Raw genomic sequence first — 15,560 nt, forward strand, 5'->3', positions numbered from 1 at the left:
ATCTCTCGGGAACCTCAGCTTGGGAAGACCCATGCTTTCGGCGGCTTCCCCGCCGAGCTGCTCGACGACGTCACACGCCACCTGGAACAGTTCGCCGCGCCCGCCCATGACGGACACGTCTTCATCGGCCCACGGGGCGGCCAGCTCCGGCGGAGCAACTTCCGCGACGACTGGATCACACCCAGAGTCGCGGGGGAGTCCCCGCGGAGCTCGCGCGCCGCACTGATCTATCAGCACATGACCAGCGATCGTGACCGGGCCATCGCCGACCGGGCCATCGCCGACCGGCTAGGGACCATGATCCGAGAGGGTGGGGGAGGGGGCTCTGGTCTTGGGGACGGGTAATGGCCTTGCTGTCATGGTCGAAGCTGGTGATGCTGGGCAGATGCCAGGGCAGCGCAAGAGAAGGCGTCACCAGCAGGACGAGGTGCAGCGGGCTGCTGCTCGCTTCGCGCCTGAAGCGGGCCGCTGGGAGGTGCTCTTCGAAACCCGGGATGAGTCGGACTGGAACGCTCATATCCGCCGCCTCCGGGCGTCGAGCACCCAGATTGACTGGACGGCGGTGCGGGTGGACAGGCTCTGTGGGCGCCTGACGCAACCGACCACGTTTCGGCTGAGCCTCTTCGTGCCGAGGGCGGTGCCCCATACGGACCAGGGCTCCACCATGTAGGCCTGTTGCGAAAGTGGATGGCAGGGCACAAGAGGGCCGTGGAATGCCGGGGACGTTACGGAAGTTGATCACAGCATGACTCAAGGACCAGCGCCTCGCTCCCTGTCCAATGAAGCCCTCTCCGATCTACTCGCCAGGCAGCAGTTCGGGACCCTCGCCACTGTCAAGCAAAGCGGCCATCCGCACCTGACCACGATGCTCTACAGCTGGGACCCCGAGGCCCGCATCGTGAGGCTGTCCACCACGGCCGACCGCATCAAGGTCAAGCACTTGCAGCGCAACCCGCGCGCGGCGCTGCATGTGCAGGGTGGCGACGTCTGGTCGTTCGCCGTCGCCGAGGGCGCGGCGGAGGCTTCCGAGATCACTGCGGTTCCAGGCGACGCGGTCGGGCGGGAACTGCTCGCGATGATCCCGGCGGCCGCGAAGCCGGAGGACGAAGATGCGTTCCTCAAGCAGTTGGTCGCCGAGCGCAGGATCGTTATTCGGTTGAGGGTGGAGCGGCTGTACGGGACGGCCTTGGATATCGACGGCTAGTAGTGCCTGGTCAGGTTGATTCGCCGGTGGCGTGTCCGTTTGATCGGGTGTGTCGTTGACGTGTTGTGCTGGGTGGGGAGTTGGCCGCGGTCCGGTGTGATCTGGAGGACTTCGCGGCGGAGATGTTCGAGCCGTTCTCGCGGGCGGATCAGCGCCGGTGGGGCCAGGTGTATCTGCGGGGGCTGCTGCTGGACGGGCGGCGCAAGTCGGTGGAACCGATGGCCGCCCGTCTGGGCGAGGACGGCAACCGGCAGGCCCTGGCGAACTTCATCACCACCAGCCCGTGGGACGCGGCCCATGTCCGTGCCCGCCTCGCCTGGCGGATGCAGCACGTGATCAAGCCGACCGCGCTGATCGTGGATGACACCGGCTTCCTCAAGGACGGGGACGCCTCTGCCTGTGTGGCCCGGCAGTACACCGGCACCGCGGGCAAGGTCACCAACTGCCAGGCCGGGGTGTCCCTGCACATGGCCTCCGATGCGGCGTCGGCCGCCGTCGACTGGCGCTTGTTCCTGCCCGAGAGCTGGGACCCCGCCTCGCCGAAGGCCGATGCGGCCAAGGTGGCCCGCCGCACGAAGTGCGGCATCCCCGAAGAGGTCGGCCATGTCGAGAAGTGGCAGCTGGCCCTGGACATGATCGACGAGACGCAGTCGTGGGGCATCGACATCCCGCTCGTCGTCGCCGACGGCGGCTACGGCGACGCCGCAGCCTTCCGCCTCGGCCTGGAGGAGCGCGGCCTTGACTACGTGGTGGGCATCTCCACCACGACCACTGCCCAGCCGGAAGAAGCCAGGCCCCACATCCCGCCCTACGGCGGTCGAGGGCCTCGGCCGCAGCCTGTTTACCCCGAGCCGGCCCAGGCCGTGAAAAAGCTGGTCATCGCGGCCGGCAAGCGGGCGGCCAAGCCGGTGCAGTGGCGGGAAGGCTCCCGCCCGGGCAGCGGCCGCAGCGGCTTGAAACGGATGTACTCGCGGTTCGTGGCCCTGCGGATCAGGCCCGCCGGACGCGAGATCCGCAAAGCCTGCGACGGCCCGGAGCTGCCGGTGCGCTGGCTGCTGGCCGAATGGCCCGCCACCGAGCCCGAACCCGTCCAGTTCTGGCTGTCCAACCTGCCCGCCGACACTCCGCTGGCCACCCTCGTGCGCACCGCGAAGCTGCGCTGGCGCATCGAGCACGACTACCGCGAGATGAAGCAGGCCCTGGGCCTGGCCCACTTCGAAGGCCGCACCTGGCGAGGCTGGCACCACCACGTCACCCTGGTCTCCGTCGCGCACGCCTTCTGCACCCTCCAGCGCATCACCCGGTCCCCAAAAGAGACGGCGCCGGCCTGAGCCTCTACAAGGTCGCCCGCGAACTGCAGCTACTGCTCGCGGTCTGGACCGGCGCCTGCCCCACCTGTCACCGCAACATGCCAGAACCGATATCCACCTGACCAAGCACTACTAGTGCCGTGACCGGAAAGGTTCACCGGCTCGCGACGCCCGGCACGGCACCTCGCCGCGTTTGTCGCATCACCCGAGTACATCCACTACGCGGGCGACGCTCCGCCTTGCGATGCACCGCACCCCCGAGCGACATTGGAAGAAGATCCAGTCGACCAACCCCCTGGAGCGGGTCAACCGGGAGATCAAGCGCCGCGTCGACGTCGTCCAGATCTTCCCCAACATCGACGCCCTCGAACGCCTCACCACCGCCGTCCTCATCGAGATGCACACGACGAATGGATCGCCTTCCCTCGCCGCTACCTACCCGAAGGCAGCATGGACAAGATCTATTTCCCCGCTGATCAACCCCGCACGGTTACACCACTACAGGGGGCATGACCCTGCGCCGCCGGTCAGCCGGTCGCCGGGAGGTGTTGCCGGTCCGGCACGGTCACAGTGGTCGCTGTACTCCGCTGCCGTACTGCAGAGCCCACCATGACGGCTCCCGTGGTCGCTGCGAGGAGTCGTGCTCACCAGTAGAACCATCCTGGTGTCGCCGTGTAGTCCTGAGGGATGTAGTCGCACTTGTCACCGACAGGCCGTTGGGCTGCGATCGTTGCAGCGCGACTCTCCCCGCGAGCGTCCACGCCGTCTGCTGCTATGAGCAGTGCAACCACAGTGATCATGCATGCGAGGTGGAGAAGGGCGCTCCGCGGTTTGTTCCACCAGAGAGCGATTGCGCTGAGGGTCGATACGGCGCCGGCCGACAGCACCAGAGCAAGCGCGGTGTATGTCAGACGGTCAACAGCCTCCGAAGCGTGGCAGAAGACGTACTGGCGACCGCCCCTCAAAGCGCTGAGCCGTTCGAACAGCGCGCCAGCGGTCAGCAACAGCCCGAACAGGGCAACATGCTCAGCTCTCAGCACGGGCCGGGTGCCTACCGTGGTGTCAGCGGCTTTCAAGATTCCCCCAGTGGCGCACCCTTGATGAGTTCGTCGTGCACAGTAGCGCGCGGTCGGTGGATCCAAGTAGGGAAGGCTTCGCCCGTGGACCGAGGGCGGCGCCCGGCAAGCACAGCCTTGAGGTCTGGCCTCATCAGGTTCGGGTCCAGCACTCACACCAGAAGCCGGGACTGGTTGTCGCCTCAGCACGGGTGCCCTCTTGGTCGAAGATCTCTGCGTGACCGTGTGGCTGGCCTCCGCTCCTTCACCCGCGTCGCCGAGTCCGTCGACCTCCGCCTCATCCGACTCCACGACGCCCGCCACGGCAACGCCACCCTCCTCACCGCGGCCGGAGTCGCGCCCCGCGTCGGGAGGGAGATCCTCGGCCACTCCCAGAGCAGCATCACCATGGACGTGTACACCCACGTCGTACAGGACACGCAGCGCGAAGCCATGAGCCACATGGATCGGCCCCTCAGGAAGAGGCGCCCCGGTCGTGGCTGACCGCCCTCGTAGATGTCAAAAGTGGATGTCAAAGGCCCCGGACCATGATCGGTCCGGGGCCTTTTGCCTGGTGCCCCCGGCAGGATTCGAACCTGCGACACCCGCTTTAGGAGAGAGGCGGGGGAGTGGGGGCGCTGACCTGGAGCTTCGATACCTGGTCAGGCTGCCGAGAACTCGACCGCGAGACACCCCCGTTGACCGCGGCTGACCCCTGCATCTGGCACGTCAGTGGCACGAACCTCAGCCACGACGGCGGGTGCGTCGACCGACCACGCACGCGTGCGCCTCGCTGCCCCCACCGGCCTCAGCCACGCTGCTGGTGGCGTCGACCAAGGGCCAAGTCGTGATGGTGGGCCCGTGACAGCGGCCGGACCATTATCTAGCGAGTGGCAGACCCGGATGGCGCAACTGCGGGTGCGTAGTTAGCTCTACTCAATCATGATGACAGTATGCCCGAACCTCTACGCGAAGCCGGGTCGAGGGCCATGGCGGCCGACCAGCGTGGCTCTACTTGGCAGGAAAGAACGCTAGTACAGATCGCAGAGCTGGAATCCCTAGCAGGCGCAATAGAACGTGATTCTGCCAAATCTGGAATCGAACGAGAAGCTTCTTCTGCAGCCCTTCAGAGACTGCACAAAGCGCGAAATGTGGCTAAGAATCGCCATCCTCTCCGCATGTTGACTGGAAATTCGGCAGAGGGGGCGATTGAGGATATCGGTGCCGCTGAGGAAATTCTACTAGAAGTTGTTCGTGAGGAATTCCTTCTAACAGCCTTGCCCGAGATAACGCATCGCGTTCGCACTCAGCTTCCGGTCGGAGATCCACGCCGATCCAGATTGGAGGCCATGCATCTGGCAGCGGCACGTGGCGGCCGCTCAAAGCTTGATCGAGATGTCGTGATTGCGGCTATCCGTGCGGCCAATCTCAATAATCTTACACGCCTGGCACGTCTGCGCAGCTTCCGTAATATTCTGCTGACTTCTACCGCACTTCTATTCATCATTGCTGGCCTCATAGCATTGGTGCTAGGCCCAACAGGCGCCTTGTCTCTCTGCTTTAGCGCCGTTCGGCCCGAGGCGCCATATGTCTGTCCGAGCGGAAGTTACCCGAGTCCGGCGGATGCCGCAATTGTCGAGTCCGCAGGCATCCTAGGCGCCGCACTGACCGTTGTGGCCGGGCTACGGCACATGCGCGGTAGCGTTCTTCCTTTCGCCCTGCCATTGGCAACCTCTCTATTGAAGCTGGCGACTGGGGCGATTGCTGCGGTAACTGGGCTGCTACTCATGATTGGCGGTTTTATACCGGGGCTAGGAGGGCTTGATTCGTCAGCGCAAATAATCGCTTGGGCCATTTTGTTTGGCTGCAGTCAGCAGCTTTTTACAAGACTGGTGGACCAGCGAGCCCAAATCCTCCTCCAAGAGGGATTCGAGTCGACACCAGAGGACATACTTGGAGAACTCTCTACGGTAATAGACCAGCGTCTAGAAGGGGTGGGAGCGCGGGTCTCGCAGGGTGTTGGAGATGTTGTCGTGCATGCGATGGAGCGATCCCTCCGGGGCCCCGAACTGACTGCACTTAACGGAGGCCTTAGCGTGACGATTTTGAATACAAATCACACCTTTGTCGGATCCTATCCGGAAGAAGCGATTCTGTCTCCAGAAAAAGAATATATTATCCGCGTTAATTTCGTGACGCCGGCGAGGGGTGCGCGAGGGTGGGAAAATATATCAGTTCCAGGGAGAGTCGCAGACATGGCTCAATTGAGATTGGTTCCAGAGAGTGAGGAATTTATTTTCGAGCCGAGGCGTCGTGAAGTAAACCTCCCAACCTCTGACGGACATGCCATTGCCGATTTCGAATTCCGCACGCCCTCTGGATTGGGTCCATGCCCTATGTGGGTCACGGTGTACCAATACTCGCGGCTCGTCCACGTTCTCCGGATGACAGTTCTCCTTGCGGTAGAGGGTTAGCATGATTCCGCCGGTCCCGCCGTCGCTGTCTATCCGTGTGGCTTCTGGCCCTCCAGTGCTGCTCACTCTGTATCGGTCATTGAACGGGGGAGACCTTGATCTAGGGGACTTTGCGGTAAAGCCAGGGGACCTTTTGGCTGCTCGTCTAGCCATCGAAAAGGCGGTGAACCACCTGCGGCGGAGCATGCAGTCCACATTGGAGGATCCGGAGGAATGGCAAGATGTGGAGTCCGGAATGTCGGAGCTCAGTCTTGTTGGAAGAGCGATGCTTGCTCGACTCTTCGGTAAAGAGCTTCCACGCTTCTTGGATATCTTTGATGATCTATTCCCTGATGCTGGATACCACTCAGAATTTCCACCTAGTATCCAACTAATCAGCGAGGTAGACACTGTTATACCGCTTGAGTTCTTTCCGGTTTTCCGCTATGGCGATAAATCTGCGAAGATTAGCGACGAAAGGACGCTGTTCGAGGAAGCGAGTCGATTTCCGGGAATCGCAGCAAATGTTCGACGGCATATTAGCGATGGGCCGGTGGCGCAGCTCCCTCTCCGTCAAGTTGGCAGGGTATGTGTTCCGGTGCTCACCGACGCGAATGAGCTGGCCGTTACACTTTTTCGGAACGTTGCGCTCGAAAAGATTGACAAGGAGATTGATAAATTTCACAGTTACGGTTCACGTCTCGCCGTGCGTGGCCCCTGGCCTGGAGGGCGTGTCGTAGATAGAGACGGGATACTGGCTGAAATCCTCTGTGGGATTTCAGGGATGGGTAAACGATGGCCCGACATGCTGCATTTCGCATGCCACTGTCAGACCGGCCCAGATATCCCGACGGATGTGACTATACGTTTGAGCGGAGAAAGGCAGGACGTCGACGTTCGGTTGATGCATCTGGAAGAGCGATCTGGTCAGCTTCTAGTGAGTCAGCCGCTCGCTGCGGGGCGGAGTAAAAATCTCCCTCTGGTATTTTTGAATGCTTGCTCCAGCGCTGTGGCGGAGCCGATGACCGGCGCGTCGCTCCCGGCATTTTTCCTTCGCAACGGATATATTGGATTTGTCGGAACGGAAGCCGCTGTTCCCGACCGGGTGGCTGCCGCATTTTCCGGGATGTTCTATAGGGAATTCCTGGGTGGTCAATCGCTCGGCCAGTCCATATTGCAGGCCAAGAGGGCCATTTTGGCCGGATATCGAAACCCTCTGGGGATTCTATACACTACCTATGCTGACGGCGACATCTACGTTGAGAAACCCGAAGAGGAGGACTCGAGTGGCTGAGGATAGCGACAAGATCTCAGTGGTTGGAATTGCAAGCGGGGAAAGGGGGGCATTTCGTTGGCGGCCCAGCGAGGCCGAGCTTTCCCGCCAGGAAATTCCAGTAAGTGATCTGCGTCAAAGGGTAGGTAATTTCGTCGAGGCGTTGGGTGATGTGCTATCGGCGACGCCAGTCAGCCTCAAGGGCTACCAACTACGTGAGGTCACAGTCAGTGCAGAGGTTACAGCCAAAGGAACCTTGAGCATCCTCGGTAGTGGCGGCGAGGTCGGAGGAACTGGTGGCCTAACCTTCACCTTCACCCGGGAGATCGAAGGCGAAGATTGATTAGAGGTCCCTGGGTGATTGTTGCGAACTGGCCATTCTCATAACGGTGAAGGACACGCAGGTGAGCAGGGTCACCGGCCTGTGACCATAGTCGTACTGGACCGTCACTGTCTGCCCCCGTCCGCCGACGTTGATGTCAGCACTGATGTCAGCTCGCCCGGCGAAAGATCGTTGCCCCTCACAGCCCCTGCCGGACCGCCAACCACGCCCTTCCGGCGGCCCAAACCCTGAGTCCTCGCCCCCTTGCGACGGCGGCACGGTCACCACTTCCAGAGTCGATCCTGAGCCCGTCTGAACCTCAGCCGACGACAGCCAGCCACGACGGCGGGCGCGCCGACCGACCACGCACGCGTGTGCCTCGCTGCGCCCCAACCGGCCCCAGCCACGCTGCCATGACGTCGACCAGAGCTAGCCGCGCCGGCCGAGCCGTGGCGACGATGCCTGACCCCCTCAGCTTGGGAAGCTCAGGGCGTCTAGGGCCTACTCCGAGGCTGACCTCCGATACGACCGGCACCCTGACCGCGTGACTTGATCTGCTACCCGACATCATGATGATCCTGTGTCCGCTGAAACGACGTTCAACTTGATCAGCGTTGGGTTTTCGGCTCTAGGGCTGCTCAATGCTGCCGACGGCTTTCGCCGAACGTTCAAGAGTGTCGCTACCCCTGGCGATCCGTTCTTCAGGCGCGTGCTCGCAACCGAAGCTGCGATGGTTGAGCGCTGGCGTTCTGGTCTCGCCCGTGCCGTTCGCCGCGCATTTCGACGACCCGCTCCAACCATCACGGCCACCCTCGCCACGGCTCTGTCCGTGGAGGCCGCGATGAGTGTCCGTGGCCTCGTACAGTTCGGGCCCTTGCCAGACGTAACGCAGGAGCCAGCAGCCTTCACGGCAGAGGTTGAGCGTCGGCTGAACCGCGTCTTCCAGTTGGCTCAGGACGTGCAACATGACCTGAGACAGGAGGAGCAGGTCCGAGACAAGGGAGATCAACAAGTTGCTTCGGACCTTGGAGCGCAGATCTCGGCGCTCGATGAACAGGCGAAGCGTGATGCCCTTGAAGGCCTACATGAACAGGTGGTCGGTTGGTTCTTCATTGCTGTCGGGCTCGTAGCCCAGGTTGCGGCCCTCTTCGCCTCGTGAACCCAGATCTTGGCATCACGGTCGGCGGAATCTCACTGTGCGAGTCAAGTGCCGCCGCGGGGAATCAGTAGTCGAAGAAGTGAGAGGCCGGCTTCCTGACCTGCGTCCGCATTGTCAATCAACGCTGCGAACTGCGACTTAGCTGTCGGTGGTTGTCAGCGTTGGTTGTCGTTGAACACCCTCGTACGGCCCCGAGACGGCCCAGTTGCTCAAACACCGTAGATGGGCGTTGGACCGCTGATACGGTCCTTCTGTGGTGGATCTTGTGGGGGTGCTTCAGCTCCTTGGAGCGGGCAGTGCGGGTGCAGTCGTTGCCCAGTATGTCAGTGCTGCACCGGAGCGTCGCCAGGCTCGTGCTGCTGCTCGCGCCGCAATGACGGCTCTAGAGGAAGCGGTTTGGTCCAAAGGGGATCTGGAAGAGTGGGGTCGGCTACGTAGGGCGATTCACACTTTTGAGTCAGCCGCCATGATCGCTGGGGTGCCACGCGATGTGTCTGAGTGGTACGCGAGAACTCGAGTGGCCTTCTACTTGGAGAGTCGTCGAAGCTACGAGCAGCACCCTGATCCTGAGTACGGCGGAGGTCTTACAACCCTGCATGCTCGTGGCTTGAACGCGGCGAGTGAAGTCGTCTATTACGCGCTCTGGCATCCACAACGTTCACGACTCTTCTGGAGGTCACGTCTTAAAAGGGCCGTGGCGGACGCCCGAGCTGCTGTAGCTGATTCACCTGAGCTTCTTCGGAACCTGAACGAACACGACAGGATCTGAGTGCTCGGTGTGCCCGGCGACCGCCCCAGCCACGACGTGTTCTGACCTCATGCCCGTGTGCCTGCCTCTTGGGCGGGAGCGGGCGGTCGGCGGTGCCGAGCGTGGCGGAGACATGAGCGCGGGCGCCGTCGGTCGCCCGCGCCCGCCCGGAGGAGCGAAGCGACGACGGGTGCTTGAACCAGTAGAGAAAGTTGTAACGCAGCCGGGTGTCTGAGGCTTGTCCGGTCCCGGGTGATGCTTGACAGCCGCTCAGGGCGTGGGTGGTTTGAAGTCGTATGCACACATGGGGAGTTCGGCGCCCTGGCGGTGCGCGATGGGCAGGAATAGCACTGGTCGAACGGTCCACGTGATGCGCGTACTGACGTAGGTGATGGACACCGTCCAGGACTCCCGGCGTAGGAGTGCTCGTCGGGTGTCGATGCGGTGGTCGTAGAGCCGTTCCCACGCTTCCGCGCAGGATGCTGTGTCGAGGGCCGGTGAGATGGTGCGGAGGATTGTCGCTACCCAGTTGTTCGCTTCCACGGCGTCGTTCGCGTCGTAGGACCCGAAAAGTGTCGGCGTCTGCTGCTCGTCCAGGTTCTGTGTCCAGCACTCGCACCAGAAACCGGGGCTGGTCGTCGTCCTCAGCACAGATGCCCTCCTCCTCGTACGTCCGTGAAGAGTTCCGCGGTGACTGTGCGGCCGGCCTCGCTGTCGTGGACGACGACCCGGTGGGCAATCGTGCTGACCATGCCGAGTCCGCGGCCGCCTTCGGCGTCCTGGTCCTGGTGCTCGATCTTCGGGGCCGTGCCCGTGCCTCCGTCGTCCGTCACCGAGACGGCAACCACCTGGGCGGACACCGCGACGGCCAGGTGAAAGCTGCCCTGGTCCCGGCCGCTGGCGGTGTGGAGGATCGCGTTGGCGCTCAGCTCGCTCACGATCAGCTCGGCGTCCTCGGCAAAAGGGGAGCCGCGCAGGATGTCACGGGTCCAGCGGCGGGCTCGGCTGACCTCTTCCGGGAAACCTGGGCAAGACAGTCCCCAGACTCGCGTCATACTCGTATACTCGTGCATACAAGTTCCTTCATGCTGGTAGGCCGCCATGTGCAGCGGGTTCGGGCTAGACGAGTTTCACGCCGTCGTGGGCGCGGATGGCCGGCGGAGACGCCGCGTCCAATGCGTCGGTGACGCGGATCGCGTACGCCTCGTCGACGAGTTCGGAGACCTCTTCACGGGTGGCCCAGCGCAGTGCGCGGGTCTCGTCGCCGGTGGTGGGCACGCCGTCGGCGGCCTCGCAGCGGAAGACCAGCGAGACGATCAGGCCGGTCATGTTCTTGTAGACGCCGGTGAGGGTCGCGGGAAGCGCGATCTTGATGCCGGTCTCTTCGAGGACTTCGCGCTGAAGGGCTTCGGGGATGGTCTCCTCGCGTTCGAGGACACCGCCCGGGGGCTCCCACTTGCCGTTGTCCCGGCGCTGGATCAGGAGGGCCCGGCCCTGGTCGTCGACGACGACCCCGGCCACGCTCACGGAGTGCGGGCGTTCTGTGCTCACGTTCCTCGGCCCTCTCGGATGGCTAGGCTCTCCACCGTAGCAACAACACTCGCCCACTCGTCTAGATACCTAAAGGAGTACACACGTGAGCCCTTCACTTCCTTCAGGCCTCCTCGGTGACCTCGACCCTACGAGCGATCGTGCGGTCTTCCGGCAGATCGCCGATCAGCTGCGCGAAGCCATCGACCGGGGGCGGTTCCGGGAGGGCGAGAAGCTGCCTTCGGAAGCTGAGCTGGTGGACCACTACGGGGTGTCCCGTATGACCGTCCGCAACTCCTTCTCCGTCCTCCAGGGCGAGGGCCTGGTGCACGCCGAACACGGCAAGGGCGTGTTCGTCCGGCCGCGTCCGCCGGTGCGGCGTCTCGCCTCGGACCGGTTCGCCCGGCGCCACCGTGAGCAGGGGAAGTCCGCGTTCATCGTGGAGGCGGATGCGGCAGGGAGCCACCCCCAGGTCGACAGTCTTGAGGTGAAGGAAGAGAAGGCCGGTCAGGACGTCTCCGCCCGGCTGGGCTCCGTGCGGCGGGTGCTCGCCCGGCGGCGCCGGTACCTCCTCGACGGCCGGCCGGTCGAGTTCGCGACCTCCTACCTGCCCCTCGACATCGCGCGCGGTACGCAGATCGCCGAGCCGAACCCCGGTCCCGGCGGCATCTACGCCCGCCTCGAGGAGCTGGGTCACCGCCTCGACCATTTCGAGGAGGAGATCCGTGCCCGGATGCCCTCGCCCGCCGAGGTCAAGACGCTCCACCTGGCGGCCGGCGTGCCCGTCATCCACCTGATCCGGACCGCCTTCGACACCGAGGGACGGCCCGTGGAGGTCTGCGACACGGTCATGGCGGCTGACGCTTACGTGCTGTCGTACCAGCTTCCGGCCACCTGAGCGGGTGAGGGGCGGTGGTGCGCGGGGGACGCTTCTCCGAACTCGTACACCCCAACAGGCATACTCGTATAGACGAGTGGGCAAGTTGTGTGGCAGGGTGATCCTCGTGAGCCCGGGAGATCGGGTGCACGGATCGCTACATGTATAGACGAGTAGATGGGAGGGTGTGCTGTGCGCACCATCCGTGTTGAGACCTCCGCCGCGACGATCCTGCTGACGGAGGCCCCGGAACCGAAGGTCCGTGACCGGCAGACGGGCGAGATCGCCAAGGACGCCGTGAGCGGTGAGGCGCTGATGACCATCGGCGTCGTGTACATCGAGGACGGAGAGTCCTCGCTCATCAAGGTCACCGTCCCGGAGGGCGGTGTCACCGAGGGCCTGATCCTCGGCTCGCCCGTCTCGCTGCCGGGGCTGATCGCCCGGCCGTGGGAGTCGGTGTTCAACGGGCAGCAGCGTCACGGCATCGCCTACCGGGCCGCCGCCGTCACCCCGGCCGCCTTCCCGGCCGCCATGGGGGCCACGGCCTGATGACCGACCTGACGACGCTCCTGGAGGTGGGTGGTCCCCTCGCCGCGCTCGGCGGCGGGGCCGCCTACACCCGGGCCAACCACCCGGCCCTGTACTGGTCGGCGGTCGGCGGTCCGATATCCACCGTCCGCCTCCTCAGCTCGTACGCCTCGGTCATGGAGGCGTGCGGCCTGACCGTGGCCCCATCCCGGCTGCGGGTCCTCGCCCTCAAGGCCACCACCCGGCGGGAGATCCGGCCCGTGCCGCCCCGGCGGGGCATCATCCGGCCCACTTCGACCGGGCTGCGGCTCCGGCTCCGCCTCGCTCCGGGGCAGGAACCCGCCGACGTCGCCGCCTCGGCCGAACGGCTGCGGCACGCCTGGGGCGTCCACGCCGTCTACGTCACCACCGTCAAGCCCGGTGTCGTCGAACTGCGGCTCGTCGGCTTCGACGTCCTGCGCAAGGTGCGCATGCCGCGCAACCTGGGCGGCGGATTCCTCAAGGTGCCGGTCGCGCTGCGGGAGGACGCCATGCCCTTCGTCCGCGACTACCGGGCCGTACCGCACCAACTCACCCTGGGCGCCACCCTGTCGGGCAAGTCCATGTACCTGCGGCATCTCGTCTCCGGGCTCGCCCGTCAGAACGTCGCCCTGGTCGGCTTCGACTGCAAGCGCGGTGTCGAGCTGGCCCCGTTCGCCCCGCGGCTGTCCGCCCTCGCCACGGAGCCGGATGAGGTCGCCGAGCTGCTGCCCGTCCTGGTCAAAGAGATGGAGGACCGATACGACCTGATCAAAGCCCGGCAGGGCATCGCCCCCGGCACCCCCGACGAGGAGATCACCTCGGACATCTGGGGTCTGCCCGAGAGCGAACGGCCCGTGCCCGTCGTCGTGTTCGTGGACGAGGTGGCGGAACTCTTCCTCGTCGCCACGAAGAAGGACGAGGAACGGCGCGACGAGATGGTCACTCAGCTCATCCGCCTCGCCCAGCTCGGCCGCGCGGCCGGCATCTACCTCGAAGTGTGCGGGCAGCGCTTCGGCGCCGAACTCGGCAAGGGCGCCACCATGCTCCGGGCCCAGCTCACCGGCCGCGTCTGCCACCGGGTCAACGATGAAGCCTCCGCCAAGATGGCGCTCGGCGACATCGCCCCGGAAGCGGTCATGGCTGCCTGCGCCATTGCCCCTGAGCTGCCCGGCCTCGCCGTCGCGGGGGACACCTCCGGCGGCTGGTCCCGCATCCGCACCCCCTACCTCTCCCTCGGCGACGCTGCCGACATCTGTCAGGAGACGGCCCACCTAGTGCCCGACCTGCCCGCACTGAAGCCCTTCCGGCCCGTCGTACCCGTACGGACCGTTGAGACCTCGGTTCCGGCCGTCCAGCCGCACCCCGTCACCGACTGACGCACCCTTCCCTCCTTGGTCGGCGTGACCGCCTCGCGCCACGTCCCTACCCCTCCCATGCCTGAACCCGGAAGGAGCCGCCCTCATGCGCGCCCAACTGGCTCGCGTGGACGCGGTGCTCGTACAGGCGCTGATCGCCGCCGCGCTGTCCTTCGCCCACATCCACGACATCGCCATGGCCGCCGGACAGGACGGCTGGAAAGCCTGGGCCTACCCCGTGTCCGTAGACCTGCTACTCGTCGCCGCCTGGCGCCGACTGCGCTCCGGCAATGGAAAGACGGCGGCCTGGTGCTGGTTCGTCATCGCCATCACCGCCTCCCTCGGGGCGAACGTCGCCACCGCCGGCCTCCTCGACCTCGCCAACGTCCCGGCCTGGCTACGCATCCTCGTCGCGGGCTGGCCCGCCGTCGCCTTCCTCGGTGGCACCCTCCTCGCCCACTCGACACCCCAGACGGCCCCGGCCGCCGAGGTCATCGAGGGCCAGGAGGACGACCCCGAACCCACACCTGAGCCACCCACCCCCAACCTGCCCGCCATCGAGGCACCGCCGGAACCCCCTCCCGTCCCGATCCCGGCCGCCCTCATCCACCACGCCCGCAAGGTCGCCGCCGAGCACCACACCCGCACCGGCGCCCCGATCGACACCCCGACCCTCCGGGCCCGCCTCGGCGTCCCGCAACCCATGGCCGAAGCCATCGCCGCCCAGCTCTGAAGGCGGGCCCTGTCGGGAGGCTTTACCGCTTCCGCAACACTCGCCGCGTTCCGACAACGGCCGAAACGATCAGTACCTCAAGGCAGCACATGGTGATCACGGTGGCCCAGGACTCGCCCAACCACCACCTTCCCCCAACACCCGCGAGCCCAAGTACCAACGCGGCCGAACCGAAGGCGGCCAGCCGCCGCGCCCCCTGTGACATGCCGCTCATCTACGCACGTCCACCCGCCCCAGGCAAGCAAACAAAGGAAAGGAAGCCCGATGCCCGCCAACCGCCGCTTCCGCAACGTCACCCGCATCGGCCCCGTCCAGGTCGGCACCGCCTACGACCACCGGGGCCGCGAGAAGCACACCGCCGCCTGCACCGCCCCCCGCTGCAACTTCTCCGCCGACTACGACAGCCGCGCCGCCGCCGAACTCGCCGCCCGCACCCACCGCTGCCCCGCCCGCTGAAAGGACACCGCACCCCGTGACGCTCAACCTCCCCCTCGTCGTCGTCCTCGGCTTCTTCGCCTGGGCGGCGGTCAAGTACCTCGGCGTCCGTACCTGGATCGTCGTTCTCATCGCCCTCTTCGGCTTCTGGCTCTCGCACACCTTCCTCGCCCCCGCCATCGAGTCCGGCACGCGCTCCGGCGTGACCGTCATAAACGGTCACCACGTCTAGACGAGTAGACAGGAGATCGTGGCCGTGTTCCTGCCCAAGTACCCGGACAACCCCACCCCGCAGCCCACCCACACCCACGCCCCCACCGACCCGGCCCCGGCTCGCCGCCCCGCACTCCCCTCGGTCTCCATCGATCAGAAGACCGTCGCGGCCGTCCTCGTCGGCGGAGTCGTCCTGACCGCGCTCCTGGCCGCCGTCGCCGTCACGGCCATCTCGGTCGCCGTCGCCGCCGTGGTCCTGCGCTCCCTGCTCCGCGACCACCACCGCCGCTGACCAGCAATCCGGCCTCCGGGGCGGCATGACACGCCCAAGCATCCGCCGCCCC

At 65.1% G+C, this 15,560-nt stretch carries 18 protein-coding genes and 1 pseudogene; 15 read left to right on the forward strand and 4 right to left on the reverse strand.

From position 1 onward, the window contains the following. The first annotated feature begins 745 nt into the window (after window positions 1-745). From U5640_RS26220 to U5640_RS26230, 3 genes and pseudogenes are all read left to right on the forward strand, one after another. Complete coding sequence (locus tag U5640_RS26220; RefSeq protein ID WP_340378190.1) at window positions 746-1,204, forward strand: TIGR03618 family F420-dependent PPOX class oxidoreductase; 459 nt, start codon at window positions 746-748, stop codon at window positions 1,202-1,204. Between the two features lie 122 nt (window positions 1,205-1,326). Continuing rightward, a complete protein-coding gene (locus U5640_RS26225) occupies window positions 1,327-2,535 on the forward strand; it encodes an IS701 family transposase (RefSeq protein ID WP_340385343.1) in 1,209 nt (402 codons plus the stop codon). Window positions 2,536-2,779: 244 nt separating this feature from the next. Then, window positions 2,780-3,027 (forward strand): annotated as a pseudogene (locus U5640_RS26230) (transposase); the annotation flags it as partial. Between the two features lie 131 nt (window positions 3,028-3,158). Here U5640_RS26230 and U5640_RS26235 read toward each other — a convergent pair. Further along, on the reverse strand, window positions 3,159-3,554 hold the full coding sequence (locus U5640_RS26235; RefSeq protein ID WP_340385717.1) for a hypothetical protein: 396 nt from the start codon (window positions 3,552-3,554) through the stop codon (window positions 3,159-3,161). A 60-nt stretch (window positions 3,555-3,614) separates the two neighbouring features. Between U5640_RS26235 and U5640_RS26240 the strand changes: the two genes are divergently transcribed. From U5640_RS26240 to U5640_RS26260, 5 genes are all read left to right on the forward strand, one after another. Then, window positions 3,615-4,073, forward strand: a complete 459-nt coding sequence (locus U5640_RS26240) for a site-specific integrase (RefSeq protein ID WP_340385345.1) — start codon at window positions 3,615-3,617, stop codon at window positions 4,071-4,073. A 485-nt stretch (window positions 4,074-4,558) separates the two neighbouring features. Then, a complete protein-coding gene (locus U5640_RS26245; protein WP_340378191.1) occupies window positions 4,559-6,043 on the forward strand; it encodes a hypothetical protein in 1,485 nt (494 codons plus the stop codon). Between the two features lie 163 nt (window positions 6,044-6,206). Continuing rightward, window positions 6,207-7,316, forward strand: a complete 1,110-nt coding sequence (locus U5640_RS26250) for a CHAT domain-containing protein (RefSeq protein ID WP_340378192.1) — start codon at window positions 6,207-6,209, stop codon at window positions 7,314-7,316. Next, window positions 7,309-7,638 carry a hypothetical protein gene (locus U5640_RS26255; protein WP_340378193.1) on the forward strand — a complete coding sequence of 110 codons (330 nt, stop codon included), beginning with the start codon at window positions 7,309-7,311 and terminating at the stop codon, window positions 7,636-7,638. Before U5640_RS26250 ends, U5640_RS26255 begins: the two co-directional genes overlap by 8 nt. A 559-nt stretch (window positions 7,639-8,197) precedes the next feature. Then, window positions 8,198-8,776 carry a hypothetical protein gene (locus U5640_RS26260; protein WP_340378194.1) on the forward strand — a complete coding sequence of 193 codons (579 nt, stop codon included), beginning with the start codon at window positions 8,198-8,200 and terminating at the stop codon, window positions 8,774-8,776. A gap of 1,018 nt (window positions 8,777-9,794) precedes the next feature. On the opposite strand, the gene U5640_RS26265 is transcribed toward U5640_RS26260, so the two are convergent. From U5640_RS26265 to U5640_RS26275, 3 genes are read right to left on the reverse strand one after another with little or no spacing between them, the layout of a single operon-like run. Next, window positions 9,795-10,175, reverse strand: a complete 381-nt coding sequence (locus tag U5640_RS26265) for a hypothetical protein (RefSeq protein ID WP_340378195.1) — start codon at window positions 10,173-10,175, stop codon at window positions 9,795-9,797. Continuing rightward, the gene (locus tag U5640_RS26270) at window positions 10,169-10,597 is read right to left on the reverse strand and encodes an ATP-binding protein (RefSeq protein ID WP_340378196.1); all 429 of its coding nucleotides are present in this window, start codon (window positions 10,595-10,597) and stop codon (window positions 10,169-10,171) included. The genes U5640_RS26265 and U5640_RS26270 overlap by 7 nt, the downstream gene beginning before the upstream one ends. A gap of 46 nt (window positions 10,598-10,643) precedes the next feature. Beyond that, on the reverse strand, window positions 10,644-11,051 hold the full coding sequence (locus U5640_RS26275; RefSeq protein ID WP_340385347.1) for an NUDIX domain-containing protein: 408 nt from the start codon (window positions 11,049-11,051) through the stop codon (window positions 10,644-10,646). Window positions 11,052-11,160: 109 nt separating this feature from the next. Here U5640_RS26275 and U5640_RS26280 point away from each other — a divergent pair, with 109 nt between their 5' ends. From U5640_RS26280 to U5640_RS26310, 7 genes are all read left to right on the forward strand, one after another. Beyond that, the gene (locus U5640_RS26280; protein WP_340378197.1) at window positions 11,161-11,952 is read left to right on the forward strand and encodes a GntR family transcriptional regulator; all 792 of its coding nucleotides are present in this window, start codon (window positions 11,161-11,163) and stop codon (window positions 11,950-11,952) included. Window positions 11,953-12,123: 171 nt separating this feature from the next. Beyond that, the gene (locus tag U5640_RS26285; RefSeq protein ID WP_055635081.1) at window positions 12,124-12,480 is read left to right on the forward strand and encodes a hypothetical protein; all 357 of its coding nucleotides are present in this window, start codon (window positions 12,124-12,126) and stop codon (window positions 12,478-12,480) included. After that, the gene (locus U5640_RS26290) at window positions 12,480-13,856 is read left to right on the forward strand and encodes an FtsK/SpoIIIE domain-containing protein (protein WP_340378198.1); all 1,377 of its coding nucleotides are present in this window, start codon (window positions 12,480-12,482) and stop codon (window positions 13,854-13,856) included. The genes U5640_RS26285 and U5640_RS26290 overlap by 1 nt, the downstream gene beginning before the upstream one ends. A gap of 85 nt (window positions 13,857-13,941) precedes the next feature. Next, entirely contained in the window at window positions 13,942-14,568 is a 627-nt protein-coding gene (locus tag U5640_RS26295) for a DUF2637 domain-containing protein (protein WP_340378199.1), read from the forward strand. 264 nt (window positions 14,569-14,832) lie between these two features. Continuing rightward, entirely contained in the window at window positions 14,833-15,024 is a 192-nt protein-coding gene (locus U5640_RS26300) for a mobile element transfer protein (protein ID WP_340378200.1), read from the forward strand. Between the two features lie 16 nt (window positions 15,025-15,040). Beyond that, on the forward strand, window positions 15,041-15,235 hold the full coding sequence (locus U5640_RS26305; RefSeq protein WP_340378201.1) for a hypothetical protein: 195 nt from the start codon (window positions 15,041-15,043) through the stop codon (window positions 15,233-15,235). 24 nt (window positions 15,236-15,259) lie between these two features. Further along, window positions 15,260-15,508, forward strand: a complete 249-nt coding sequence (locus U5640_RS26310) for a SpdD protein (protein WP_340385349.1) — start codon at window positions 15,260-15,262, stop codon at window positions 15,506-15,508. The last annotated feature ends 52 nt before the right edge of the window (window positions 15,509-15,560 follow it).

Source organism: Streptomyces sp. SS7, assembly GCF_037993025.1.
Taxonomy (GTDB): Bacteria; Actinomycetota; Actinomycetes; order Streptomycetales; family Streptomycetaceae; genus Streptomyces.

Excerpts from the sequence above, each read along its gene's own strand:
- U5640_RS26220 (WP_340378190.1), top strand. The coding sequence starts at position 746 with ATGACTCAAGGACCAGCGCCTCGCTCCCTGTCCAATGAAGCCCTCTCC.
- U5640_RS26225 (WP_340385343.1), top strand. The coding sequence starts at position 1,327 with ATGTTCGAGCCGTTCTCGCGGGCGGATCAGCGCCGGTGGGGCCAGGTG.
- U5640_RS26240 (WP_340385345.1), top strand. The coding sequence starts at position 3,615 with ATGAGTTCGTCGTGCACAGTAGCGCGCGGTCGGTGGATCCAAGTAGGG.
- U5640_RS26245 (WP_340378191.1), top strand. The coding sequence starts at position 4,559 with ATGGCGGCCGACCAGCGTGGCTCTACTTGGCAGGAAAGAACGCTAGTA.
- U5640_RS26270 (WP_340378196.1), bottom strand. The coding sequence starts at position 10,597 with ATGCACGAGTATACGAGTATGACGCGAGTCTGGGGACTGTCTTGCCCA.
- U5640_RS26290 (WP_340378198.1), top strand. The coding sequence starts at position 12,480 with ATGACCGACCTGACGACGCTCCTGGAGGTGGGTGGTCCCCTCGCCGCG.
- U5640_RS26295 (WP_340378199.1), top strand. The coding sequence starts at position 13,942 with ATGCGCGCCCAACTGGCTCGCGTGGACGCGGTGCTCGTACAGGCGCTG.
- U5640_RS26300 (WP_340378200.1), top strand. The coding sequence starts at position 14,833 with ATGCCCGCCAACCGCCGCTTCCGCAACGTCACCCGCATCGGCCCCGTC.